Annotated in this window: 19 protein-coding genes; 15 read left to right on the forward strand and 4 right to left on the reverse strand. The window is 60.8% G+C overall.

All coding sequences use genetic code 11. From position 1 onward, the window contains the following. Positions 1–62: 62 nt before the first annotated feature. A complete protein-coding gene (locus hmeg3_RS23635) occupies positions 63–905 on the forward strand; it encodes a hypothetical protein (protein WP_232511787.1) in 843 nt (280 codons plus the stop codon). Between the two features lie 187 nt (positions 906–1,092). On the opposite strand, the gene hmeg3_RS23640 is transcribed toward hmeg3_RS23635, so the two are convergent. The 3 genes from hmeg3_RS23640 to hmeg3_RS23650 are packed head-to-tail and all read right to left on the reverse strand — an operon-like array spanning position 1,093 to position 2,904. After that, positions 1,093–1,656: a phage tail protein gene (locus tag hmeg3_RS23640; RefSeq protein WP_094565889.1), complete on the reverse strand. Its 564-nt coding sequence runs from the start codon at positions 1,654–1,656 to the stop codon at positions 1,093–1,095. Positions 1,657–1,698: 42 nt separating this feature from the next. Next, positions 1,699–2,244 carry a phage tail protein gene (locus tag hmeg3_RS23645; protein ID WP_094565890.1) on the reverse strand — a complete coding sequence of 182 codons (546 nt, stop codon included), beginning with the start codon at positions 2,242–2,244 and terminating at the stop codon, positions 1,699–1,701. Between the two features lie 42 nt (positions 2,245–2,286). Beyond that, on the reverse strand, positions 2,287–2,904 hold the full coding sequence (locus hmeg3_RS23650) for a phage tail protein (protein WP_232511788.1): 618 nt from the start codon (positions 2,902–2,904) through the stop codon (positions 2,287–2,289). A gap of 597 nt (positions 2,905–3,501) precedes the next feature. On the opposite strand from hmeg3_RS23650, the gene hmeg3_RS23655 reads away from it, so the two are divergent. Both hmeg3_RS23655 and hmeg3_RS23660 read left to right on the forward strand, forming a co-directional pair. Further along, entirely contained in the window at positions 3,502–8,583 is a 5,082-nt protein-coding gene (locus hmeg3_RS23655) for a putative Ig domain-containing protein (RefSeq protein WP_198361744.1), read from the forward strand. Between the two features lie 277 nt (positions 8,584–8,860). After that, entirely contained in the window at positions 8,861–9,274 is a 414-nt protein-coding gene (locus tag hmeg3_RS23660; protein WP_094565893.1) for a hypothetical protein, read from the forward strand. A 100-nt stretch (positions 9,275–9,374) separates the two neighbouring features. On the opposite strand, the gene hmeg3_RS23665 is transcribed toward hmeg3_RS23660, so the two are convergent. After that, positions 9,375–11,156: a hybrid sensor histidine kinase/response regulator gene (locus hmeg3_RS23665; RefSeq protein ID WP_094565894.1), complete on the reverse strand. Its 1,782-nt coding sequence runs from the start codon at positions 11,154–11,156 to the stop codon at positions 9,375–9,377. A gap of 164 nt (positions 11,157–11,320) precedes the next feature. On the opposite strand from hmeg3_RS23665, the gene hmeg3_RS23670 reads away from it, so the two are divergent. From hmeg3_RS23670 to hmeg3_RS23725, 12 genes are all read left to right on the forward strand, one after another. Beyond that, positions 11,321–11,977 (forward strand): response regulator transcription factor, encoded by a 657-nt coding sequence (locus hmeg3_RS23670; protein ID WP_094565895.1) that lies wholly within the window; start codon positions 11,321–11,323, stop codon positions 11,975–11,977. Between the two features lie 136 nt (positions 11,978–12,113). After that, the gene (locus hmeg3_RS23675) at positions 12,114–13,649 is read left to right on the forward strand and encodes a hypothetical protein (RefSeq protein ID WP_157739339.1); all 1,536 of its coding nucleotides are present in this window, start codon (positions 12,114–12,116) and stop codon (positions 13,647–13,649) included. Between the two features lie 90 nt (positions 13,650–13,739). Then, positions 13,740–15,200: a surface lipoprotein assembly modifier gene (locus tag hmeg3_RS23680; protein ID WP_094565897.1), complete on the forward strand. Its 1,461-nt coding sequence runs from the start codon at positions 13,740–13,742 to the stop codon at positions 15,198–15,200. Positions 15,201–15,604: 404 nt separating this feature from the next. Next, complete coding sequence (locus tag hmeg3_RS23685) at positions 15,605–16,408, forward strand: ABC transporter ATP-binding protein (RefSeq protein ID WP_094565898.1); 804 nt, start codon at positions 15,605–15,607, stop codon at positions 16,406–16,408. A gap of 27 nt (positions 16,409–16,435) precedes the next feature. After that, complete coding sequence (locus hmeg3_RS23690) at positions 16,436–17,200, forward strand: ABC transporter permease (RefSeq protein WP_094565899.1); 765 nt, start codon at positions 16,436–16,438, stop codon at positions 17,198–17,200. After that, a complete protein-coding gene (locus hmeg3_RS23695; RefSeq protein WP_369828849.1) occupies positions 17,197–18,177 on the forward strand; it encodes an ABC transporter substrate-binding protein in 981 nt (326 codons plus the stop codon). Before hmeg3_RS23690 ends, hmeg3_RS23695 begins: the two co-directional genes overlap by 4 nt. A 120-nt stretch (positions 18,178–18,297) precedes the next feature. After that, positions 18,298–19,557 carry an amidase gene (locus hmeg3_RS23700; RefSeq protein WP_094565901.1) on the forward strand — a complete coding sequence of 420 codons (1,260 nt, stop codon included), beginning with the start codon at positions 18,298–18,300 and terminating at the stop codon, positions 19,555–19,557. A 167-nt stretch (positions 19,558–19,724) separates the two neighbouring features. Continuing rightward, positions 19,725–20,411, forward strand: a complete 687-nt coding sequence (locus tag hmeg3_RS23705) for a GntR family transcriptional regulator (RefSeq protein WP_094565902.1) — start codon at positions 19,725–19,727, stop codon at positions 20,409–20,411. Positions 20,412–20,519: 108 nt separating this feature from the next. Then, positions 20,520–20,951: a YeeE/YedE family protein gene (locus hmeg3_RS23710; protein ID WP_094566532.1), complete on the forward strand. Its 432-nt coding sequence runs from the start codon at positions 20,520–20,522 to the stop codon at positions 20,949–20,951. A 10-nt stretch (positions 20,952–20,961) separates the two neighbouring features. Continuing rightward, positions 20,962–21,414 (forward strand): YeeE/YedE family protein, encoded by a 453-nt coding sequence (locus tag hmeg3_RS23715; RefSeq protein WP_094565903.1) that lies wholly within the window; start codon positions 20,962–20,964, stop codon positions 21,412–21,414. 363 nt (positions 21,415–21,777) lie between these two features. Beyond that, complete coding sequence (locus tag hmeg3_RS23720) at positions 21,778–22,500, forward strand: DUF4088 family protein (RefSeq protein WP_094565904.1); 723 nt, start codon at positions 21,778–21,780, stop codon at positions 22,498–22,500. A 219-nt stretch (positions 22,501–22,719) separates the two neighbouring features. Then, entirely contained in the window at positions 22,720–23,481 is a 762-nt protein-coding gene (locus hmeg3_RS23725; RefSeq protein ID WP_232512045.1) for an ABC transporter substrate-binding protein, read from the forward strand. Positions 23,482–23,622: the final 141 nt, after the last annotated feature.

Below are 23,622 nucleotides of genomic sequence, written 5' to 3' on the forward strand. Positions count from 1 at the left end.
AGACGACATTCCATCTTGAACATTTCAATACCTATACCACCTTCACTACACGGGAGCCGTTCGTGACCGCCCTGCCGACACCTATCGTCAAAAATTTTGACCAGCCTATCCTTTTCATCGCAGAGGTAAAAAACACCCCGCTCGATGAAAAACTTCCCTTCTTGTACAACAATCGCGGCGTCGGCGAACAAAAGACCGAGCAGTGCGGCGACCTGATCGTGATCGAGCCGACAGATCCGCATCGCATGCTGGGCCAGCAATACGAGAACGTTACCTGTGTACCGAAGACCATCAACCCAGGCAAGCCGAACGCCTACGAAATCGGTTCCTTCAATTTCCATACCGATGAAGTTGTCTACCAACCGCTGCCGGCCACCCGGGAAACTGTGCGCGCCTTCGGCATGACCTTGTTGCGTGATAAGGAATGCGTGCGATTTCCCTACCGAGGGCTTGATATGAACGTGTATCTCTACGGTCAGTGGGCCGCCTATCAGTCTCCCTACCTGGAGCCCGAGCGCCGTCTGGAATTGCTACCCCGCAATCCAACCGATCTCGAGTTCCATAACTTCGCGCATGTGTTTTTTTCGCACGGCCAGTTGCCATTGGTGATCAGCGTCGCACGCTGGCGACCGCACCAGCGCCGCATCTGGTTGGCAGACCTGTGGCTCGAGCCAGGCGACGCCATTGTGCTACCGCCACAACCGACACCGGGACTAATCGGCCCCGATACGGTGATCGATCTGCACGGAAACCGCAACTCGGCACTAGCTTGCCGTTTCCACGACGGCGTACCGCACTTGCTGACCACAACCATTTTAGGCAACGAGGCAGTCATGCAAAATCCTGCCACGCGCGCTCACTATTTCGAAGAAATCACGCCCACGCGTCATCTCCGGCTGCGGTAAGCAAAATAACGGCTCACATAGCCGCTGCACCCTGCATTGCTCTCGTCCTGTCACGGCCAAGTCGCACTATTTGATTGCCGCTCCGCACTACGCGGACTTCCCGTACGACGGCAACTGCCCAAGTCCTCATTCCAGAGGAATGGCGGGCGGTTGCCGCGCCGGATATCGCCGCAACCGCCTGATAAATTCAACCAAACACCGGAAACACGCCATCCCCGGCAACAGTCTGGGTCATGATGTAGTACGCCAGCGCACCGAACGGCTGGCGGTTTTCGTGCGCATCCGTTCCTCCATCGATCTTGCCGAGCGTGTTGCTCATCTTGGCATCGCTGGTGGTGTGAGAGAAGATCTTGGATTCCGGTATCGCCAGACTGTAACCCTCCGCCGGTAGGTTTTCCCTGTGATCCGTGACAACGCCGGTCACGGGATCGGTGGTCTTGGGGATGCTGAAGAAGTTCAGGCCATGGCTGTGCGCCGGAACGTTTTCGGCTGCCAGTACTGCCGTGTTGGCGCCGAAGGTATCGCCGATCCGGCGTTGTGACAGCCCGTTGCCCTGCCCCTGGCCGCAAGCCGCACGTCCCGTCAGATTGGGCAACTGAAACTGCCTGACGCCGTCGCCGCCGTAGTTGTTGCCGATCAGGGAAAACAACTGCGTAAAACGGCTGACCGGGAGCGATGCGCCGTCACATAGCGCCCAGCCCGGAGGTGCATAGCCGAACCCGAAAATTTGAATTTCACCGATGAATGCCATATCGCGATGCTCCTGTATTGATGGTCTTGCCGGTCTGAGGTCTTAGGCTCGGGAAGGGAAATATCCCTTGGCGCAGATGCAATACGACAGCACCAGGGTCGGCATCGTATTTTCATGCGGTGCAGAGGCTCCGGTGACGGACGTCGTCGTATCGGCGGTAGAAAGCGGCGCGGCAGACTTGATGTTTTCCGGTTTGACGTAAATGGTGTCACCGACCGCTTTTGCCAGCAGAGCGCCATCAGGTTTCAGGCTGTTGGCCTGATCGCCGCTGACTTCGAACGCATGGGTATGGGCAGGAATGTGCGCGACTTGCAGCGTCACTGTTTCGCTGCCGCCTTTGACGCCGAGCTTGCGGTCAGTCATTGCGCCTGATCTGCTCATGCCTTGTCCCTGATGGACAGGCACACGGCCACGCAGATCCGGCAGAGCGAAGTTGCTCATGCCATCGCCGCCGTAAGTGGTGCCGATCAGTGCGAACAAGGCATCGTAGTCGCTGATTTGTTTGAGGCTGCCGTCGCACAAGAGCCAGTCGACCGGCGCGCGGCCGAAGGCGAACATGCGAACTTCTCCAATCATGGGGCTAGGCATGGTAGGTGGTCCTGTCTGAAAATTGGTTGGGACGAAACTGAATCAGGGACGCGGCGGGAAAATGCCGTTGATCGCGATGCAAAAACTGAGTACCTGGAACGGCTGCATGTTGTCGTGACCTGCACCGCCGCCGCGGCTGTTGACGGCGTTTGCGGCGAGCTTCACTTTCGTGGCAGGCGTGCCGGTGACATAGATCTGCTTGTCGGAACTCACGCCCAGCAGATTGTTGACGGGAGTGCGCAGATCGCCGGTGCCGGTTTTGACTGCGTTGACACTGTCATGCGTGTGGGCCGGTACCTGATTGGCTTTGAGCACCACGGTTTCAGCGCCGTCGAGCGTGCCGATCTCATAGGGGGACGGTTGCCACGCGGCGTCGACCGATGTTCCGGCGCCGACCGGCGTTCTGCCGCGCAGATCGGGCAAGGCGAAAGTACGGATACCGTCGCCGCCGTAACGCGTGCCGAGCAGCGCAAACAATGCCTGATAGACATTCACGGGCAAGAGTTGTCCATTGCAAGGAGCAAAGTCTTTCGGCACGATACCGAACGCCGTCGTGATGATCTGCCCCAGATAGTATTCGCCATCCATTTTCTTCTCCCTGAACTGTGCAATTGCAATGTCGCCGACATGCCGCGAGGCGCGTCCGGATTTACGGGTCACATGAAAAACCTTCCCGGTCGGATGAAAAATTCATCGGCGCAGCATCGGACGTTGCTGTTCTCATTCTGCTTTTCTGATGCCGCGATTTCCGAAATTTTTGCCAAGCATATGGATCGCGTATGGCGTCGTCAAGCCTAATTCCCATTGAATATTTTTTTCTTTTCGATATCTCGAAAAGTGAGACATGCGGTCAAGTCCTTAGAAAAAAAGGGACTACACTCGCGTGCGGAAACTGGGCCGCCTGCGAACGGTGACAAGCCCGCCACGGCACAACCCGCAAGGGTTTTCAGGGAGTGACGTCACACCGCCGTCACATTCGCGGCGTTGTCCGGCAATACCTGCGCAAGACAGAAATGGATTAACAAATGAGAGTGCAGCTTCGCCTCTCCGGTGTTTTCACGCATGCCGCTTTCACCGACAACAACCCGACAGCAATCCGGCAACAGCGACACCAGATTGCAAACACCGGCTTCAGAACACTCGCACGATCATCCAGGGGGATGCATGTTTCAACCAAGCTTCAGCGGCGGCGCAAGTCGCGTTCTTTTATCGTCACTGATGTCGCCGTGGCGGCATATGCACATCGCGGCGCGATCTGTGCGATCAGGCCTCGTTGCGATGGTGGCGACGCTCATGCTGATGACGCTGGCGGGCTGGTTTAACCCTGTCTCTGCGCAGGGCGTTTCTGCGTGCGGAACGATCACCGGGACGGTCGCTTCGGGCCAGCAGATTCAGCTTCATTTCGACACCTGCTCTCAGACCGGATGGAACGGTATTCTGACGAATCCCACGAACGGCAGCATCGTCGCGGCAAATCCGACGGCAGGCGACACCAACACGTACATCACCTATTCCAACAACGGCAACGGCCAGCTCTCGGATACCTTCACCGCCAAGGATGAAAGCAACAACACCATCACCTTCAACATCACCATCAGCGCGCCGACTTCGCCGCTGACGGTGTCTCCGGCGGCGTCCGCCAACCCGACCGTCGGCCAGAGTTTCACGCAGCAGATGAGTACTACCGGCGGCACTTCGCCCTATACATACGCGCTGGTTGCAGGCTCGCTGCCACCGGGCATCACCTTCAATGGTTCAACCGGTGCCTTTGGCGGTTCGGCGACCGCCTCCGGCGGCTATAACTTTTCGATCAAGGTCACCGACTCGGCGGCGACACCCAATACGTTCACCAAGCCCTATCAGATGAACGTCGGCGCGGCGACGCTGAGCATCTCGCCGGGGACGCTGCCGAATGGCACTGCGACCGTCGCCTACTCCCAGCAAATGAGCGCCAGCGGCGGTATTGCGCCATATAGTTATGCGATGGACACCACTAACTTTCCGGGAGGCGGCACGCCATTGAGCATCAGCTCCACCGGTCTGATTTCCGGCACGCCAACCACGGCCGGCACCGCTACCTTCCGGATCGTGGTCACTGACAGCACTTCCGGCACACCCGCAATCGCGACGGCCAACTACAGCATGACGATCGATCCCCTGCCGCCGCCGGTGGCCGGCCCGGTCAGTCTGCCCGTCGCTTACAACAGCAGCCTCAACCCGGTAACGCTGTCACTCAGCGGCGGTGCTGCATCCTCGGTTGCTATCGGCACTGCGCCCTTGCATGGCTCCACAAGCGTCAGCGGCACGACGATCAAGTACACACCGACCACCGGCTACAACGGCCCGGATTCATTTACTTATACGGCGACCAATGTCGGCGGCACTTCCAGTCCGGCAACCGTGAGCGTGACGATGACGGCACCGACGATCACGGTGTCGCCAAGCGGCACCGCACTCAGTGCGACGACGATATCGGCATTCAGCCAGTCGTTCAGCGCCAGCGGCGGCAGCGGCCCTTATACCTACAGCCAGACCGGCACCTTGCCCACCGGCCTGAGCTTCAATGCCGGCACGGCGACGCTGTCGGGAACGCCGACCCAGGCAGGAACCTTTTCTTTCACGATCACTGCGACCGACAGTTCCACCGGCACCGCGGCCACCGGTTCGCGCAACTACACGCTGAATGTGACGGCGCCGACGATTACCGTGTCGATAGGTGCGTCCACGCTGCAACGTGGTGTCCCCGTTACCCAGCAGGCGACTGCCAGCGGCGGCAACGGCACCTACACGTATGCGGTCACCGGCGGCGCGTTACCGGCCGGTCTGAACCTGAACCCCGCCACGGGCGCGATTACCGGTACGCCTTCCGCTGCCGGCGCGTATTCCTTCACGCTCACCGCCACCGACGGCAATGGCTTCACCGGCGCGCAAGGATTCGTCGGCACCGTCGGTGCAGGCGCACCGATCGTTTCTTCCAGCAGCGCGACGGTCGCCTACAATGCCGGCGGCAGCAGTTACACGATTCCCATTTCCGCAACAGGCGGCACGCCGTCTTCGCTGACGGTAACCGGCGCGGCGGCACATGGCACGGTCAGCCCGCTGAGCGTTTCAGCGTTCAGCTATACGCCGACCACCGGTTATGCCGGCGCCGATTCGTTCACCTATACCGCGACCAACGCGGTAGGGACATCAGGAACGGCGACCGTGACGATCACGGTAAGTCCGCCCACACTGACGCTGTCACCCGCTTCCGTGGCGCTGACCGCCGCGGTCGGTACGCCGTATTCGCAAACATTCTCCGCCAGCGGCGGCGTGCCGGCTTATGTCTATGCCCAGACCGGCTCCTTGCCCACCGGCGTGACCTTCAACGCCGGCACCGGCGTCCTGTCCGGCACGCCGGCGCAGGCCGGCACTTTCAACTTCACCATCAGCGTGCTCAACGATGGCTCCACCGGCACGGGTATTCCCTTTACCACTTCGCGCACCTATACGTTGACGATCGGCGCACCGACGCTGGGCATCTCGCCGTCTTCGCTGACCCAGCCTCAGGTGGGCATCAGCTTCTCTCAGCAGTTGTCGACTTCCGGCGGCACCGCGCCTTACACCTACACCGTAACGGCAGGCGCGACACCGGGTGGATTGAACGTAACGTCCGGCGGCCTGATCAGCGGTACGCCGACGACTGCCGGGGCATATAGCTTCTCGGTAACGTCCACCGACAGCTTCGGCTTCAATACGACGGTCAGTTACACCGGCACCGTCGGCGCCGGCAAGCCTGTGACGGCCAACAGCAGTGCCACGGTCAGCTACAGCAGCAGCAACAACGCTATTCCGGTATCGATCACCGGCGGCACGCCGACCTCGCTAACCATTACCACGGCGGCGGCACACGGCTCGGCGACACCCTCCGGCATCACGGGATTCACTTACACGCCGACGGCCGGCTACAGCGGCACGGATACCTTCAGCTATAGCGCCACCAATGCGATCGGCACCTCGACGGTGGCAACAGTGACCGTGACGATCGGCGCGCCGACGGTGGTGATTACACCATCGGCGGCGTGGGTCGCGACACAGGGAACCAGTTATACTCAGACGCTGACCTGGAGCGGCGGCACCGCGCCCTACAGCACCATCACGGTGACGGGCTTGCCGACAGGCCTGACCTACAGCACCAGCACTACCGACGCGACCATTTCCGGCACGCCGACGCAAAACGGCAGTTTCTCGTTGACCGCTTCGGCCATCGACAGCAGCACGCCGACGCCGGTGACCAAGTCGCAGAATTTCACGCTGACGGTCGGCCAGGCAGTACCGGTCGCCGTGGCCGATAGCGCCACCACGAATGCCAATCAGGCGGTGACGATTCCCGTCACGAACAATGACACCAGCGCGATCACCAGCATCGCCATCGTCACCACGCCGCTGCACGGTAGCGCCACCGTCAGCGGCCTCGGTGTTATCTATACACCCAACACCAATTATTTCGGCAGCGACAGCTTTACTTACACTGCCACCGGTCCGGGCGGCACCTCGTCCCCGGCCACCGTCAGCGTCACGGTAACGGCGCTGGCAGTACCGACCTCGCCGCCGCAGAGTGCCAGCGTGCAGGCAGGCCAGTCGGTGACGCTGCATGTCGGCGCTGCCGCCGCCAACGGTCCGATCACGGCGGTGACGATCGTCGGTGCGCCCGCTTCCGGCAGCGCCGTGGTCAATGGCACCGATATCGTCTACACCGCTATCGCCGGCTTCACCGGCAATGTGCAATTCACCTACACGCTGTCGAACGTGTTCGGCGTATCTGCACTCGTTACCGCCACCGTCAGCGCCAGCGCCGTGCCGGTCGCATCGAACCAGAGCGTCGCCGTCGCTGCGGGTGTCACAGCCACCGTAGATGTGACGGCCGGCGCCACCGGCGGTCCGTTCACTGCCGCGGCCATCGTCGCGGTGAATCCTGCAACCGCCGGCACCGCCACCATGGTCAACGCCGCCAGTTCAGGCAGCCCGTCCTATCGCCTGAACTTCACGCCGGCGGCCGCGTTCTCCGGCGTCGCCACGGTCACCTTTACGCTGAGCAATGCCTCGGGGCCGTCCGCTGCCGCGACGGTCACGATCACCGTCGGCGCCCGTACCAATGCCGCGAACGATCCGCAGGTCAAGGGACTGGTCGCCGCACACGGCCAGACCGCAAGCCGTTTCGCCACCGCGCAGCTGGGCAACTTCAGCCGCCGCCTGGAAAGCCTGCACGGTATGGGCTGGGCGCCATCCAGTTTCGGCCTCGGATTCGGCCAGCCGACGGCGCCGGTCAAGCCGCTGCTGGCACAATGGAACGAAGACGAAGTGGATCGCGTGGTCGGCTCGCCGCTGCAGGCCGGCATGCGCAAAGTGGGTTGGCCGCTGCTGAGTCAGGCGGCCAAACCCGAGACAAAGCCGGTTGCAGAAAGCAGCAGAGACCTTGCCGCGCTACCTGAATTACCATCCAGGCGTGAACAGAGCCGGCAGGAGTTGTCGCTGTGGATCGCCGGTACGGTCGACTTCGGCCAGCGCAACAGCAACGGTCAACAGGAAGGATTCCGCTTCACCACCAACGGCGTCAGCATGGGCGCCGACTATCGCCTGAGCGATCAACTGACGATCGGCGTGGGCACCGGCTACAGCCGCGACCGCAGCGATATCGGCGACAACGGCAGCAAGACCATCGGACAGGCCGTGGTCGCGACCGTCTACGGCAGTGTGCGGCCGACGCCGAATATTTTCATCGACGGCATGCTCGGCTATGGCGCGCTCAATTTCGATTCGACGCGTTACGTCACCGACGACGGCAGCTTCGCCACCGGTCAGCGCGGCGGCAAGCAACTGTTCGTCGCGCTGTCGAGCGGCTATGAGTTCCGCGGCGAGAGCTGGATGTGGTCACCCTACGGCAAGGTCGATCTGACGTCGACCACGCTGGCGCAATATACCGAAGCGGCCGCCGGCAACAACGCGCTGACCTATTTCAAACAGCGCGTGCGCACCAGCAGCGGCACCTTCGGCCTGCGCACCGAAGGCCAGTACCTGAGCCGTTTCGGCATGTGGACGCCGCGCGCCCGGCTTGAATACCGCCGCCAGTTCTCCGGCGCCGGCGAAGCTGGGATTTCCTATGCCGACCTGGCGTCGTCAGGCCCGGCGTATGTGATCCGCTCGGACGACAGCTTCACCGGCAACTGGACCGCCGGCCTGGGCATGCGCTTGCTGCTGTCCAACGGGACATCGCTGATCGTCGACTACAGCAGCAATCTGAACGTTGGCCAGGGACGGTATTCGTCGGTGCTGCTGGGGATCAATGTGCCATTGCGTTGAGCGACATATCCGGTCGGCAAACTCGCTGGAATAAGCAAGCACATCAATGCCATCGTCGTCGCGGCCTTGTTTGGAAACCGTGCTTTTGCCCGTAGAATGGCAGCGGGTTCTAACATCAATAATAAAAAAGGGGAGTTGTGTGACAGTATCCAGAGTTCTCACTGCGATAACGGCAGTAATGGCCACGACAGCATTGACCGGTTGTGTTGTTCCTTACAAAGAACCGGTTTCAGGACCGATAAGTTCGCTGAAATTCGTAAACGACTATAAAAACACAATGGGCGCGTATACCTACGACGGCCCGGAACAATGCACGGATCGGAAGGGACTTGGCGCTATCAAACCCAATACCGAACGCACCGTGAACGTGCCCGCAAACAAGAGGATCGTACTTACCGTGGGCATTGATCTCGGCTTTCAGCCGGCTCAGCTATTGATGGCCGGAGGTGCAGTGGGCGGATTGCTGATGGCCGCGGTCTACAAGGGTTGCACTCCAACGATTGACTTTGTGCCGCAGGAGGGACAGCAATATGTCTTCCGCATCGACAAGGAACTGACAACCTGCGCTTACCATTTTGAGATCGCGTCTGCCACCAACGATACCGTCCCACCGCTCAAATACGCGGAACGTGAATGGACACGTCCCGTCGGCGAATCTGGTCCGTTCTGTACGGTAGCGCCGACGCCCTGATTGTTTCTGGGAATCGATAGTCAGCAGCGATCGGAATGGCCGAAAGCGTCACACTCTCCAGTGCAAAGGCACGCTAGGCGGCACCCGTTGATCACGCAGTTCATGTGTCATGTCCTGCAGCCAGCAGCCGCGACATGGTCGCGCGCAGTTGCGAGGGATCCAGCGGCTTGTGCAGCACCTGATAGCCGCTGGCGCTGGCCTGACTGATGCCTTGCGGCGAGGTGTCGCCTGTGACGATGATGGCGGGCACGTCGGCGTCCAGCGTCCTGAGCACGGCGCTGATGATGTCGATGCCGGTGACGTCGGCCGCCAGCCGGAAATCGCTCACCACCAGTTGCGGGCGATCCGCATCGTCGCCAAGCATGGCCAGCGCCTGTTCCAGCGAACGTGCGGCCAGCACCCGGTAGCCCCAGCTCTGCAACAGGATCTGCATGCTGTCGAGGACTTGCTTGTCGTCGTCCACCACCAGCACGGTCTCAGTCCGGTCGAAGGCGCTTGCGGGCAGGCCGGAGCCCGGCGGCTCGGCGACCGCCGGTCCGGACGTGCGGCAATCCGGCAGACGCAGATAGAAGCAAGAGCCCTTGCCCGGCGCCGAACGCAGATTGACGCGCGTGTCGAGCAGCCTGGCCGTGCGCTGCACGATGGCGAGGCCGAGGCCCAGCCCTTGCTCGCGATCGCGGGCGATGTTGTGGATCTGGTAGAACTCGCGAAAGATCGGTTCGAACTGATCGGCGGCGATGCCGACCCCGGTGTCGTATACGCAGATGTCCAGCGTATCCTGATCCCGGCGGCGCCGGCAGGCCAGCAGGATTTTTCCTTTTTCGGTGTACCGCACGGCGTTGGAAAGCAGGTTGGTCAGGATGTTGTGCAGCAGGACGGGGTCGGTGTCGGTCCAGGCCGATGTCGGTCTGATGTGGAGCGTCAGCCCCTTGGCGGCGGCGGCCTGAAAGAACTGATTGCCCAGCGCGGAGAAAATTTCCTGCAGGGCGAAGCGGCGTTTTTCGGTCTGGATGACGCCGGCGTCAAGGCGTGAGATGTCCAGCAATACGTTGAGCAATTGCGACATGCTGCTCAGCGCCGATTGCAGCCGGCCGGCGAGCATGTCGACCGTGCCGCGTTCGATGCGCGGCGCCTGCGCAACCGTGCGCAGGGTGGCGATGTAAAGCCCGAGCGCATGTGCAGGCTGGCGCAAATCATGGCTGGCCGCTGCGAGAAACTGCGACTTGCTGCGGTTGGCTTGCTCGGCGCGCTCCTTTTCCTCGGTCAGTTGGCGGATCAGTTCGACGTTCTCGAATCGCAGCGCGATGGCGTCGCGCACCGTGCGCTGCATCACGCGGCTGTATGCCAGATTCACGCCCAGCAAAAACAGCGAAAGCACGCCAAGCACCGAGAACAGCGGCGTGCCGTGCGCGAACGACCGGATCGCAAACGGCAGGACGGTCGGCAAGGCATACACGTAGTAAGCCGGCCAGAAGGAAGACAGCGAGGCGACCGAACCGCCGGTCATCCCGGCCAAGACGATGCAGATGTAGACCGTGACCACCGCGTTGTCGGGCGCGAAAAACAGCAATCCCATCGCGCCCCACAGGCAACCGGAAACCGCCGCCCACACCACATAGCGCCAGCAGCGCCGGGAAGTCGGCTGGCGCCCGGCGGGGCCGCGCAGATCGCGCCAGACCACGATGATGCGCAATATCGTGAGCAGGTAAATCGATGCCGCCCAGCCCAGCAGCACGCTATGGGCAAGCTGGCCCCAGAGCAGGAAGATGGTCAGGCTGGCCACCATGATGTTGCCGAAGAAAATCGGCGGCGACTGGCGGTAGAGCGTGTTGACCAGCTCCAGGTACACCGCCTGGTTTTGAGTGGGAAGCAGACGCGTCATTGTTGTTTGGCGTGGTTCGCGGTCTTTGACTGCCGTAGTCGGGAGGCCGGCGGACTTGCCGGGCAGAATGACAGTTTATTGTAATATCGGCGTACTGTCGGCGTTGGAAGCTGACCGCCGATCGGGGAAAAGGTGCAAGGCCTTGATAAAGGGACAACAAAAGCATGAAGAAAATTGTGCTCGCCGAAGACCACGCCATCATTCGCGACGGCCTGAAGCTGCTCATTTCCAGCAGGTCCAATCTGCAGGTGGTAGCCGACACCGGCGACGGCGGCGATGTCGAGCGGCTGCTGCGCGAGCATGAGGCCGACCTGCTGCTGCTCGATCTCGACCTGCCGGGTTGCCACGGCATCGAGCTGACGCGCCGGATCAAGGCCTCCGCCGCCGCGTCCACTGCATCTCGTGCAGTGCGCGTGCTGATCCTCACCGCCAGCCCCGGCGCAGCTTCCGTCAAGGCGGCCTTCGAAGCGGGCGCGGACGGCTATGTGCTCAAGCACGAAAACGCCGAGGAACTGCTCTACGCCATCTCTCTGGTGCTCTCGGGCATCGTCTATCTGAGTAAGGGCCTGGGCGATTTTGCCGAACCTGTGGATGGCGCGGACCTGCCGGCACAGGCTGCGGCAATGCTGATCACGGCGCGCGAACAGGAAATCCTGGCGCTCATCGCGCACGGCGAATCCAGCAGCGACATTGCGGATCGCCTGAATCTCTCCGTGCTGACCGTACGCAAGCATCGCCAGAATCTCATGAGCAAGCTGTCGCTGCATAACGTGGCGGAGGTCACGGCCTACGCGTTGCGCAGCAAGCTGCTTTCGTCCTGAGACCGGATCGCGGCAACGGCATTTTCAGCAGGCCTAAATACTGCAGATGCAGTATTTACCCCGGCACAGCCGCCTCGTAACATGGTGCGCACAAAAAACATCATTGCGCGTCATCGCGCCGCGCCAAGGGGTCAGCATGCCATTTACTCGTCCGCCGGTCGTCCGGCCGCGCCATCGCGGGAGCCGCGCGCTTCCCATTTCTTCACTGATCGGTGCATCGCTGCTGCCTCTGCTCGGTCTCACGAACGCAGTCCAGGCGCAGACGTTGCCGGGCATCAGCGCGGCCAACATCGCGACTATGGATCTGGAAACGACTCTGCAGCAAGTACAGCAGCAGCGGACGCAGATGCAAAAGCAGCAGTCGTCCGACGGCACCGCCGCCAACCTCGCCTACGCCAGCAAGCTCAGCGCCGCGCTGACCGTGCTGCGCCAGCAACTGCAACAGAATCCCCGACCTACAGCAGAACAAAAACAGCAATTGGCGCAAGTGGAGCAAAGCCTGACCGCGCTCACAAAAGTGACGCAAGCGCTGGCGCAGCCGGCAAAGCAGGGGCAATCGTCGTCGACGTCGCAAGAGCAGCAGCAACTCTTGCAACAGATCGCGCAGTCCGTGCAATCGATGCTGGCGCAATCAGGGAACCCAGCGGGGAGTCCTGCGATCAGCCCGGAAAGCACCAAAACACAGACCGAATCAAAGAACGGGCCTGAGACCAAGACCTCGCCCGGCAGCAAGATGACGACCGCGCCGGAATCGCAATCGCAGGAAATCGCCAGACCGGGCGTCGAAAAATCGCCTGGCAAGTCGCCCTCCAAACCGGCTACGACCAGCGAAGTCATGATGCATCTGGCAGCCGGCCAAGGCGACGGCGCCGCCCAGGCGCAAGCCGCCATACCGCCCGCCACGAGCGGTGCTGTGCATACCGCCAACGCCGCCCCTGCCGCCGCTTCCGTGCCGGAAGGCGGGGCACCTCAATCCTCTGCCGGCGGAACCAGCACTGGTACAGGCACCGGCAGCGAGACCGCCACTACTGCCGGCCCATCCTCCGTTCCTGTGCCCGACGGCACCACTCCTGGCATCACCGTCGGTGCCGTTGGCATCACGGGAATATCGACCGGCGGAATGTCGGCCGGGTTCCTGGCCGCCATCATGGCCGCCACCACCGCAGTCTCGAGCAGCGACGGCAGTTCCTCGGCAACGCAGGGCGCGCTACAACAGCAACAGCAGCAGCAAGCTGCTACTGCCGCCACAGCCGCCCAGCAACAGAGCTTTAACTATGTCACGGCCGGTCTGGTCACCCCGCTGGTGAGTATTCCGTCTTCCTTGTCGGCGACCTACACCGGCCCGATCAACGGCACGCTCAATTCCGGAGCGAGCATCGGCGGAACCCTGTCGGCATCGGTCAATTTTGCCACCATCCGGAGCGGTGCACCGAGCATCGCGGGCGGCATTACGTTCAACGGCAATCAGGGCAGCACCTCGTTCAACCTGACGCTGCTGGGCGGCTACGTCGGCGGCGCGATGTCGGGCACCTATGCAGGACAAAACGTCAGCGGCTTCATCATGAACGGGCAATTCTTCGGCCCTGCGGCGGAACAACTGGCGGGCGCCTGGTCCATGCAAAACACCGGCGGCTCGCTGAGCGCAACCGGCACCTTCAAGGCCAAGCAATGACGTCGCTGCACTGCAGGTGACGCCTCGCCATCCTGCTGCCATGCCGCCATGCGATTTCGTTTCTGATTTCATCTCTCTGAATTGACTCCAATGAGCGCTTGTTTTCGCTTCCGCCTTTCCAGCCCCGCCAGCGCGTCTGCCGCTGCGCCGGCGGCTTCTCCTGCAAACTTCAGCAGAGTTCCTCGGCTCTCCTGGCTGACAATGGTCTTGTGTCTTGCCGCTTGGGGGAAAACCTATGCCGCCGAGACGGCTGCTGAAATTACCGCGATCGAACAGCAAAACGCCACCGAACTCGCCTTCGCCCGCCGCGCCTTCGCCGAGCGGCGCCCCGACCTCGCCTGCGCCATGCTGAAGGACACGCCGCCGGTGGACGACACCGAAGCCGAACGCATGCTGCTGTTGGGACGCTGCTCCAGCGCCGTGCACGACCGCGTCCAGGCCGAGCTGTACTATCGGCGCGCGATCGCGCTGGTGCCGGCCGACGCCACGCCGAAGATCGAACTGGCCGGGCTGTACCTGGCCATGGGCCGGCAGGGGGATGCTGCGCCATTGCTGGGACAGGCGGCCGACGCCAGCGAAGGCCAGGCGCGTACGGACCTCGACCTGCTGGCCTCGCGGCTGCGTCCCAACGATCCGGTTTCGGCCAGCCTCAATTCGAAGGACAAACCGTGGGCGGTGCAACTGTATGCCGGGCTGACCTGGGACGACAACACCAACGCCGGACCGGTGTCGCGCAGCGTGCCTGCAGTGATCGGCGGCATCCCGGTCACCTTCGACCTAATGCAGGAATCCATGCCGCGCGAATCCGCCGGCGCCGCGCTGGGTCTGAACGGCAGCTACGCGCTGCGGCTCGACGATCGTTTCTCGCTGCTGTTCCAGGCCGGATGGTTCGGCACCGGCTATTTTGATCGCCAGGACTACAACAACGACAGCACCACCCTGGCGGCGGCGCTGGTCTACAGCAACCAGGCGTGGTCCGCCAGCCTGCAGCCCAATGTGCGCTATACCCGCCTCGACGGACGCCTGCAGGAAACCACGCCCGGCATCGTGGAACGCGTCGCGCGCGCAATCAGCGACACCGTCTCGCTGACGGCCACCGCCGGCTATGCCAAACGCACAGTCCACACCGACAGCACGCGCAACGCCGATGCCTGGCAAGGCGGCGTGGGCGCCATCGCGCAGCTGACACCGGATCTGCAAGTGGGCGGCGAGTATCTGCTGCAGCGAGAGCAGGCGCAGGCTGCCGTGTATTCGCGCCGCCTGTCCGGCCCCAGCGCCTATCTGCAATACCGCATCCGGCCCGACCTGCTGCTGGGCGCCAACTTCAGTTACACCGACGTGCACTACGATCAGACCATGCCGCTGTTTACACAGCCGCGCACCGATCGCCAGGTGGTCAGCTCGCTGTCGGCGCTGTGGGACATCAGCCGTTACGCCGGCCGCAATATGGTGGTGCGCGCGCAGTACACGCACATCGACAATCCTTCCAACATCGCCTACGGCTACTTCCGCCGCAACATGGCCAGCCTGGGCGTGCAGATGCAATTCTGATTCACCCCGCCTGCGCAATGATCGGACGTAAACGATTGTGCCAGCACAGTGCCGGCACAGCGTCGACGCCACTGCAGCACACCAGAGCGCACGCGCCAACTTTGTGAATCGCCGCGTCGTCGCACGCATTGTGTGCGCCCTCTTCCGGCTTCACCCGCCGCCGTTCGCGCGGCTTTCAAGCTGAACATCAGATAGGCCAGCAAGCCAGATCCCGCGCCGTTTCTACGCCTCCCGCCGGTTCCATTTTCCGGTGCCCAGTTGTGCGTGTTTTCTGGCACGGCTTCTGCTTGGTGTCGTGCTCACCATGATAGATTATGCATTATGCATAGTTATCTTCAGGAAACATCAGGCAACACTTTTGACTCATCTGCCGGCGGCGACGCCGGCGCCTTTTTGTGGAGCAAATGTTGGAGAACCGTCTTGAAGTCCAGAATCTGAGCCACGCCTTCATCAAGGCCAACGGTGAAGAGATTCGTATTTTCCAAAACCTCAATTTCACGGTGGGCAAAGCCGAGATCGTGGCGATCGTCGGTCGCAGCGGTGCGGGCAAGAGCACGCTGTTCAACCTGATCTCCGGCCTCTTGACGCCGAGCGCCGGCAAGATCGCGCTGGGCGAAAAAGCCGACGGCACGCCTGGCAGCATTGCGTACATGTTGCAGAAGGATTTGCTGCTGCCGTGGCGCACGATTCTTGAGAACGCCGTGCTGGGTATCGAGCTGCACCGCCCGGTGACCGAGGCCGATCGGACACGCGCCAAAGCAATGCTGGGCCGCTATGGCCTGGAGTCGGTCGCCAACGCTTATCCGCATTCGCTGTCGGGTGGCATGAAACAGCGCGTCGCCCTGACGCGCACGCTGCTGGCGGACCCTTCAGTGGTGCTGCTGGATGAACCTTTCTCGGCGCTCGACTACGAGACGCGGCTGATGCTGGAGAACGATGTCATCAGCCTCACCCGCACCGAAGGCACCAGCGTCATTTTGGTGACGCACGATATCGATGAAGCCATCGCCATGAGCAATCGCATCGTGGTGCTCGGCGGACGTCCTGCAAAGATCACGCGGGAAGAAAAGATCCTGCTCACCGTCGACGGCATCACCGATGGCGACCGCGATGCGGTGACGGCGCGCGGTGCGCCGGAGTTCCCCTTGTTTCACAAGGAAATCTGGAATGCCTTGCGTGCGAGCGATGTCGCGCACGCAAGCGTTTAAGCCGAACTGAGTGAAGAAAGGGATCTCATGAAAAGAAAGAACAATGGCGCGACGATGATCGTCACCACCATCCTGATTGTGCTGGTCGTGTTTTGGCAGATGGCGGCGCAGGCCAATCTGATCAACGGCCAGCTGCTCGGTTCGCCGCTGGGTATTTATCGCTCAGCCGTGATCGGTTTCACCAAGGGACAGCTGCTGTACGACACCTGGGTAACGCTGTTCGAAACGCTGTTCGGGCTGGTGCTGGGAAGCGGCCTGGGCATCGTGCTTGGGCTGGTGCTGTGGTTTTATCCGCGCACCTCGGACATCGTCGAGCAGTTTTCCATCTTGCTCAACAGCATTCCAAAAATCGCGCTCGGCCCGCTGATCATCATCTGGTTCGGCTCGGGCATGGTGTCGAAGATCTGGCTGGCCGGCATCTCGACCTTTGCGGTGGCGATGATCTCTTCCTGCGCGGCGGCACAGGAAGTCGACAAGGATTTGCTGAACCTCTTCAAATCGTTCAAGGCGCAGCGCGTGATGATCTTCAAGAAGCTGATCGTGCCGGCGTCGATCCCGTGGATTTTCTCCATCTTCCGCATCAACATCGGCTTTGCGCTCATTGGTGCGGTGGTGGGTGAATTCATTGCTTCAGAAAACGGATTGGGACATGCGGTGTTCGTCGCCGGCTCGCTGTTCGATCTTAATAGTGTCTGGCTGGGCGTCATCATTCTGACGCTGATGGCCGCAGTTCTTACCTGGGTTGTCCAATTAATCGAAGAGAGGATCGTTTCATGGAAAACAGAACAATGAGTTTCACATTCATGCATGCCCGCCGTCTGCTTGGCGCCACCCTGATTGCTGCTGCCTGTGTTGCCGCGCCGGTCAGCAATGCCGCCGAGAAGGCGGTTATCTATCAGGCCTTCCAGTCGATTCAATATTTGCCGCTGTATGTGGCGATGAATGAAGGCCTGTTCACCAAGCACGGACTGGAAGTGCAAAAGGTAACCGCCGGCGGCGGTGCACAAGGCGTGGCGGCGGTAATCGGCGGGCATGCGGATTTCTCGCTGCAGGATCCGATGACGGCTGTGCTGGCCAACCTCAAGGGCGCATCGCTGGTGAATGTGGCGATGGTGGTGTCGGGTGTGCCGGTGTGGATGGTGGCGCCGCCGAATTCGCCGATCAAGTCGATCGCCGATCTCAAGGACCAAACCATTTCGGCTGCGTTGCCGCCATCGACGAGCACTTACCTGCTGCAAAATCTGCTGAAGGAAAAGGGCTTGTCCAACGTCAAGCTCAACACGGTCTCAATCGGCACCGAAATCTCGCCGGTGACAGCCGGCCGCGCAGCTGCTGCCACACTGTATCAGCCACAGGTGGAACAGGCATTGGCGAACGGCTACAAGATCGTCTATGACTTCGCCAAGCAGTATGACGGCGTGTATGCGTTCTCGACCATCGACACGCTGAAGTCAACGATCCAGAAGCGTCCGCAAATGGTGCAAAGTTTTGTGAGCGCCATCGCCGACGCCGAGAAGCTGATGCAGACCAATCCGCAAGTGGCGTATCGTGTGGCAGTGGCGGAATTTCCTTCGCTGGAAAAGACCGTGGTGGAAGCGGCCGTGAAGCGTCTGCTGGATCAGAAGATCTATCCGGCAACGCCATCGATTTCCAAACAGGCGTTCCAGGCTGGTCTTGATCTGCAGATTTCCATCGGCAACATCAAGGCAGGCGAAGTCACTTACGATAGCGCTGTGGACAACAGCTTTGCCGAAAAAGTAAGCAAGTAATTGGTCGCTGAGTAGCAACACAAGTCCGCAGACCGGCGCGCGTTGTTCGTCCGGTCTGCAACTTGGCCATTCCCTGCGAGCGGTACGCACCCGCAGGCCGCACATTCTGAAGAGCAGATCATGAGCACATCACACACGCAAGAGACAAACCAGGCGGCACTCTCATCGGCGGTCGCGACGGCGGACCGCATCGAAGATACGCTGAAAGCATTCACCTATCGCCCCGACGCCTATCCCGACGTGAACTCCGGTACAGGCCCGCTCGCCGGCATCCCGGTGGCAGTCAAGGATCTGATCGACACGGCGGACATGCCGACTACGTATGGCTCGAAGATTTTTCAAGGCTATCAGCCGCAGGAAGACGCCTGGATCGTCACCAGGCTGCGCGCAGCGGGTGCGGTGATCTTCGGCAAAACGGTGACCACGGAATTCGCCTGGCGCGATCCGGGTGCGACCGTCAATCCATGGAATACAGGACACAGCCCCGGCGGCTCATCGAGCGGTTCGGCGGCAGCCGTGGGCGCCGGCATCGTGCCGATCGCACTGGGCACGCAGACTGTCGGTTCGGTGATTCGTCCTGCGTCGTACTGCGGCGCGGTGGGCTACAAACCGACGTTCGGACTGATCCCGACCGAAGGCGTGCATGCGCTGGCGCCGACGCTGGATCATCTTGGCTTTATCACATCGAGCTTCTACTGGGCGGCAGTCTGCCACGCCGTCATCGCACGCGATAACGCGATTGCCGCACCGGCGTCGGCCAAGGCGTTTTCGGCAGGCGTGAAGCCGCGCAAGATCGGCGTCTATCGCTCCTCGCAATGGGCGCAAGTGGAAGGCGATGTGCAGCAAAACTTTGACGCCGTGGTGCGTCGCCTGGAAGCGCTGGGCGTCGAATGCGTTGATGCGGATCTGGGTATGGATATCCGCGATCTCAACAAGCTGGTGGTGGATGTGCTCGCCTATGAGGCACGCGCCGCCATCTACGACGACATCAAGGATGCCGAAGCGCTGGCCGGCCCTTACACGCGCGAGCTGGTGAGCCGCGGTGCAACGATCTCCAGAGAGACTTACCTTGGCTTGATCGAGCAAGTCGGCGTGCTGCGCGCCGGTCGCGACGCGCTGTTGAAAGATCTCGATGCGATCATGACGATCACCTCGCCGACGACTGCGTTGAAGGGATTGGAGAAGACCGGCGACGCGTCTTTCTGCGCGCCGGCGACGCTGCTCGGCTTGCCGGCGGTGACGACGCCGTCGGGATTTTCGACGGACTTCCTGCCGTACGGCGTGCAACTGATCGGACGCGCGGATGGCGACCTGGCCCTGCTGCAAACCGGCCAGTGGCTGAGCACGATCCTGCCGTCGATGAAGCCGGCATCGCTCTGATGATGGCGGGCTGGTGCAGTGCTTGCGCCAGCCCGCCGTGCAAGACAAAATACGGTACCAGGTGCGGTACCAGTACCAGCAACACCGACAGAGCTCAACCGATTGAGCCGCCAGGAGCAGGCGAACAAACACCGCCTGCCAGCCGAGACATCCAATAGAAACCGCGCATGCCGAAAGCCTTCAAGACTATCGAACAACAGGTTCTCAGCCTGCTGAGAAACGACATCCTCTCCGGCAAATACCGCCCTGGCGACAAGCTGCGACAGGACGAAGTCGCCAAACGTTTTGAAGTAAGCACCACGCCGGTGCGCGAAGCCTTTCGCGGCCTGCGCTCGGAAGGTCTGGTGCTGATCGACGCCAACAAGGGTGTGGTGGTCAAAGGACTGACCGTCAAGGACGTCGCAGAAATCTACGAACTGCGCATTGCGCTGGAACCGCTGCTGGCGAAGAAGGCGGTGAGCTCGATTTCCCCTGAGTCGCTGGAAGCAGCGAACATCATCCACGAAGAGATGTGCGCCTCGACCGATCCGCATCGATGGTCGGCGCTGAATCGCGAATTTCACATCAAGCTGATGATGAGCGAGGAAGATTCGCGACTCTACGAGATCGTCAAGAATCTCCTCGTCGTTGCCGAGCCTTATGTCTCGCTGTCTATCTTCATGCACCCCAAGATCCTGCAAGTGGACAACGAAGAACACGGCATGATCCTCGAAGGCTTCAACAAGAAGAACGGCCGGCTGGTGCAAAAGATCGTCAAACAGCATCTGGAACAAACCCTCGCCGCCATTCAGGACTCGGTCAACGAGAAAACCTTGGGGCAGATGGGCGCACCGGCAAAAACGTCTGCCAGATAAGTTGCGCTTGTCTTCTCGCTTCAGCAGCATCAGACTTATGCCATGATGCTGCCGGCGTCGCGCCGGGGCTGCATTCTCCGGACGCTCCCTATTCAGAAAGACAACCACATGACCATCAACTGGGCGGGCTTCACCCCTTGGACTTCTCTTGCCGGCGGGCTGCTGATCGGGCTGGCCGTGGCGTTGCTGATTTTGCTCAACGGCCGGATCGCCGGTATCAGCGGCATCCTCGGCGGACTATTGCGGCCATCGAAGGGAGATGTCTTCTGGCGCGTGGCGTTTGTCGCCGGATTGATTGGCGCGCCGCTGGCATATGGTCTTGCGGCATCCTTGCCAACGGTCACCATCGAAGCCGGCACGCCGACGCTGATCATCGCCGGCTTGCTGGTGGGACTAGGTACACGCTACGGCTCGGGCTGCACCAGTGGACACGGCGTATGCGGCTTGTCGCGGTTATCCGTGCGTTCACTGGCGGCGACGATTACCTTCATGGCAACCGGGTTCGTCACCGTGTTTGTCGTGCGCCATTTGCTCGGTTGAGGAGGACAGTATGCATATCGTGACGGCGCTCATCGCCGGATTGATTTTCGGCATCGGACTGATCGTATCGGGCATGACCGATCCTGCAAAAGTAACCGGTTTTCTGGATCTCGCCGGCAACTGGAATCCTTCACTGGCGTTCGTCATGGCCGGTGCAATTCTGATCGGGTTTCCGGTGTTTCGCTTTATCGGCAAAAGAAAACAATCGCTGACAGGCGCGCCCCTGCGCATGCCGACGAACACCCGCATTGACCGCCGCCTCATCGCCGGTGCGCTGCTGTTCGGTGCAGGCTGGGGACTTGCCGGTTATTGCCCCGGTCCGGTGCTGGCGTCACTCGCCACGGGCAGCATGAAGCCGGTGCTTTTTACCATTGCCATGCTGGCCGGGATGGCGATCTTTGAAATTCTGGAACACGTTGCTGCGGCGAGAAAGCGCACTGCGTCGTCGGGACGAGGAGGTTGATTTGTCGCTCGCCACACCCTTCTTCGCATCGCTGATCGGCAAACGCGTCTCGCCGCTTTCCGCGACGCGTTTGTGCAGGAGATGCGCGCCGTGTATCTGCCGGGTACAGGCGGCACGACCTTGTTGCCCTCCCAACGTTTATTTTTAGTCATCACTCTTTGACTTGTTGCGAGCTTATTGCTGATTTATTGTGCAGAAAATATTTCCTGCGATAAAGTTCTCCTCCATACTTGCCGTTAACAAACATTTCGTACGAAACCTTCGCCGTCCTCTGCCTCTTTGCTTCAAACTGGCGCAGAGATTGACATTGAAGGATTCGCAACTAAAGTCTTAACGTGCGCGGCAGTACTCCGGGAGAAGAACATGAAAAAAATCAACATGAACGTCAAGGATGAAGTCTATGAGTCGCTGGACCGCGAGTTCAAAAACTTCATCCGTCTGTCCTTGAAATGCGACTCGGGTTTTGTCTCGCCGTCGTTCGACAATTTTTTGTTGGCAAAACTATCAGACAACACGACCTTCCTGACCGAAGAAGCCGTGCAGCATCTGATGATGTCGGGACAGTACGCGTGGGCAAAGCGCGCACTGGATAAAGATTTTCCGGACGTGGTGGCGATCCTGATTTCGCAGGCGTCGAACTACGGCTTCCATATCGCGGTGCGTCAGGACTGGGGCTCAGACGATCTGACGGCAGCGTCCAAGGCGTGGGCCACGGCCATTGTCAAACAGGCCAAGGGCGATGAGTCGCAAATCGACATCCTGGCGGCGCAGATCAAATCGTCGGCGGTCAGCATCGGCCACGTGGAAGAGAAACTGAAGACACCGGCATGGCGGCTGGCGGCGTCGCTGGCGCAACAACTGCATGACGCCAAGATCGCGGTCGAACACGCCCGCGGCAGCGTCGCCCACGAAAAACTGGGCGCGCTGCGCAGTTTGCTGAAGCTGGGCATCGCGTACGGCACGGTCAAGGAAAAAGATGAGAAGGAAATTCTGGAGCGCCTGCGCGTGAAGAAGCCTTATCTCTTTGAAGAGGAAGAAAGCTTCTTGACCCGTGCGATCGCCTGGTGGCGCAGCGTGTTTGCCTGAGCCTCTCCTGATCTGCGGCGGCGCGGTTCGCAGGGTTGTGTCATCATCAGTTGTGCATCAGACAAGACGAATAAACAAAACTGAGTATAACGAGGCCTCACCAAGATGAAGACATTCATGACACGAAGGAACCGGACAGCGGCGGCATCAGCATTGTCGGTGCTGGCGATTCTACTGACATGCAACTCTGCCGCACAGGCGCAAACTTCAGGAACCAAGATGACGCAATCCACGCCCTCCTCCATACCAGCGGATCAATCTCTGGTTGCACAGTTTGCGCCGCACGGCACTTTGCGCGCATCGATCAATCTCGGCAATCCGGTATTGGCGAACCTTGATCCCAAGACCGGCGCGCCGGTCGGCGTGTCCGTTGATCTGGCAACCGAGTTGGCCAAACGGCTCGGCGTACCGCTGCAACTGGTGGCGGTAAAGTCGGCGGGCAATTCGGTGGAGAATATTGAGCAGGACAAGGCCGATATCGGCTTTTTTGCCGTCGACCCCAAGCGCGCGCAGGAAATCAGTTTCACCGGCCCTTATGTATTGATCGAGGGTTTCTACGCCGTGCGCAACGATTCGCCGATTACCGCCAATGAGCAAGTCGACAAGCCGGGCATCACTGTCGCCGTCGGCAAGGGGAGCGCCTACGATCTTTTTCTCACACGAGAATTGCACCAGGCGACTATCGTGCGCATACCTACCTCTCCGGCGGTGGTGCAAGGCTTCATCGACCAGCATCTGAGCGTGGCCGCAGGTGTCAGGCAACAGCTTGAGCAAGATGCTGCAAAAGTCGGCGGCATGCGGATTCTGCCGCAGCGTTTTATGGTCATCCGCCAGGCGATGGGCGTACCCAAAGCCCGCGGCGACGCAGCGGCTGCTTATCTGAGCAGGTTTGTCGAAGAGATGGCAGCGTCCGGCTTTGTCGCGGCGTCACTGGCAAAGAATGGCATTGAAGGCGCGATCGTTGCCAAAGCCGGCGACTGAACAAACCGTGCCGCGCTACTGCTTTGCTGCGTTGTTGAAGACAATCAAAACGTCGCAATGATGTTGTGGTGCCGGTATGTTTCCCGACCGCCGGCTCCGGTAGGTGCAATGCTGAATTGCGCGGTTGGTGTGATTTTAATG

Source organism: Herbaspirillum sp. meg3 (genome assembly GCF_002257565.1).
Classification (GTDB): Bacteria; Pseudomonadota; Gammaproteobacteria; order Burkholderiales; family Burkholderiaceae_D; genus Herbaspirillum.

What these genes read in the sequence shown, in the direction of transcription:
- hmeg3_RS23640 (WP_094565889.1), bottom strand. Translation starts at nt 1,656, where the DNA reads ATGGCATTCATCGGTGAAATTCAAATTTTCGGGTTCGGCTATGCACCT.
- hmeg3_RS23645 (WP_094565890.1), bottom strand. Translation starts at nt 2,244, where the DNA reads ATGCCTAGCCCCATGATTGGAGAAGTTCGCATGTTCGCCTTCGGCCGC.
- hmeg3_RS23660 (WP_094565893.1), top strand. Translation starts at nt 8,861, where the DNA reads ATGGGCGCGTATACCTACGACGGCCCGGAACAATGCACGGATCGGAAG.
- hmeg3_RS23665 (WP_094565894.1), bottom strand. Translation starts at nt 11,156, where the DNA reads ATGACGCGTCTGCTTCCCACTCAAAACCAGGCGGTGTACCTGGAGCTG.
- hmeg3_RS23670 (WP_094565895.1), top strand. Translation starts at nt 11,321, where the DNA reads ATGAAGAAAATTGTGCTCGCCGAAGACCACGCCATCATTCGCGACGGC.
- hmeg3_RS23675 (WP_157739339.1), top strand. Translation starts at nt 12,114, where the DNA reads ATGCCATTTACTCGTCCGCCGGTCGTCCGGCCGCGCCATCGCGGGAGC.
- hmeg3_RS23680 (WP_094565897.1), top strand. Translation starts at nt 13,740, where the DNA reads ATGAGCGCTTGTTTTCGCTTCCGCCTTTCCAGCCCCGCCAGCGCGTCT.
- hmeg3_RS23685 (WP_094565898.1), top strand. Translation starts at nt 15,605, where the DNA reads ATGTTGGAGAACCGTCTTGAAGTCCAGAATCTGAGCCACGCCTTCATC.
- hmeg3_RS23690 (WP_094565899.1), top strand. Translation starts at nt 16,436, where the DNA reads ATGAAAAGAAAGAACAATGGCGCGACGATGATCGTCACCACCATCCTG.
- hmeg3_RS23695 (WP_369828849.1), top strand. Translation starts at nt 17,197, where the DNA reads ATGAGTTTCACATTCATGCATGCCCGCCGTCTGCTTGGCGCCACCCTG.
- hmeg3_RS23700 (WP_094565901.1), top strand. Translation starts at nt 18,298, where the DNA reads ATGAGCACATCACACACGCAAGAGACAAACCAGGCGGCACTCTCATCG.
- hmeg3_RS23705 (WP_094565902.1), top strand. Translation starts at nt 19,725, where the DNA reads ATGCCGAAAGCCTTCAAGACTATCGAACAACAGGTTCTCAGCCTGCTG.
- hmeg3_RS23710 (WP_094566532.1), top strand. Translation starts at nt 20,520, where the DNA reads ATGACCATCAACTGGGCGGGCTTCACCCCTTGGACTTCTCTTGCCGGC.
- hmeg3_RS23715 (WP_094565903.1), top strand. Translation starts at nt 20,962, where the DNA reads ATGCATATCGTGACGGCGCTCATCGCCGGATTGATTTTCGGCATCGGA.
- hmeg3_RS23720 (WP_094565904.1), top strand. Translation starts at nt 21,778, where the DNA reads ATGAAAAAAATCAACATGAACGTCAAGGATGAAGTCTATGAGTCGCTG.
- hmeg3_RS23725 (WP_232512045.1), top strand. Translation starts at nt 22,720, where the DNA reads ATGACGCAATCCACGCCCTCCTCCATACCAGCGGATCAATCTCTGGTT.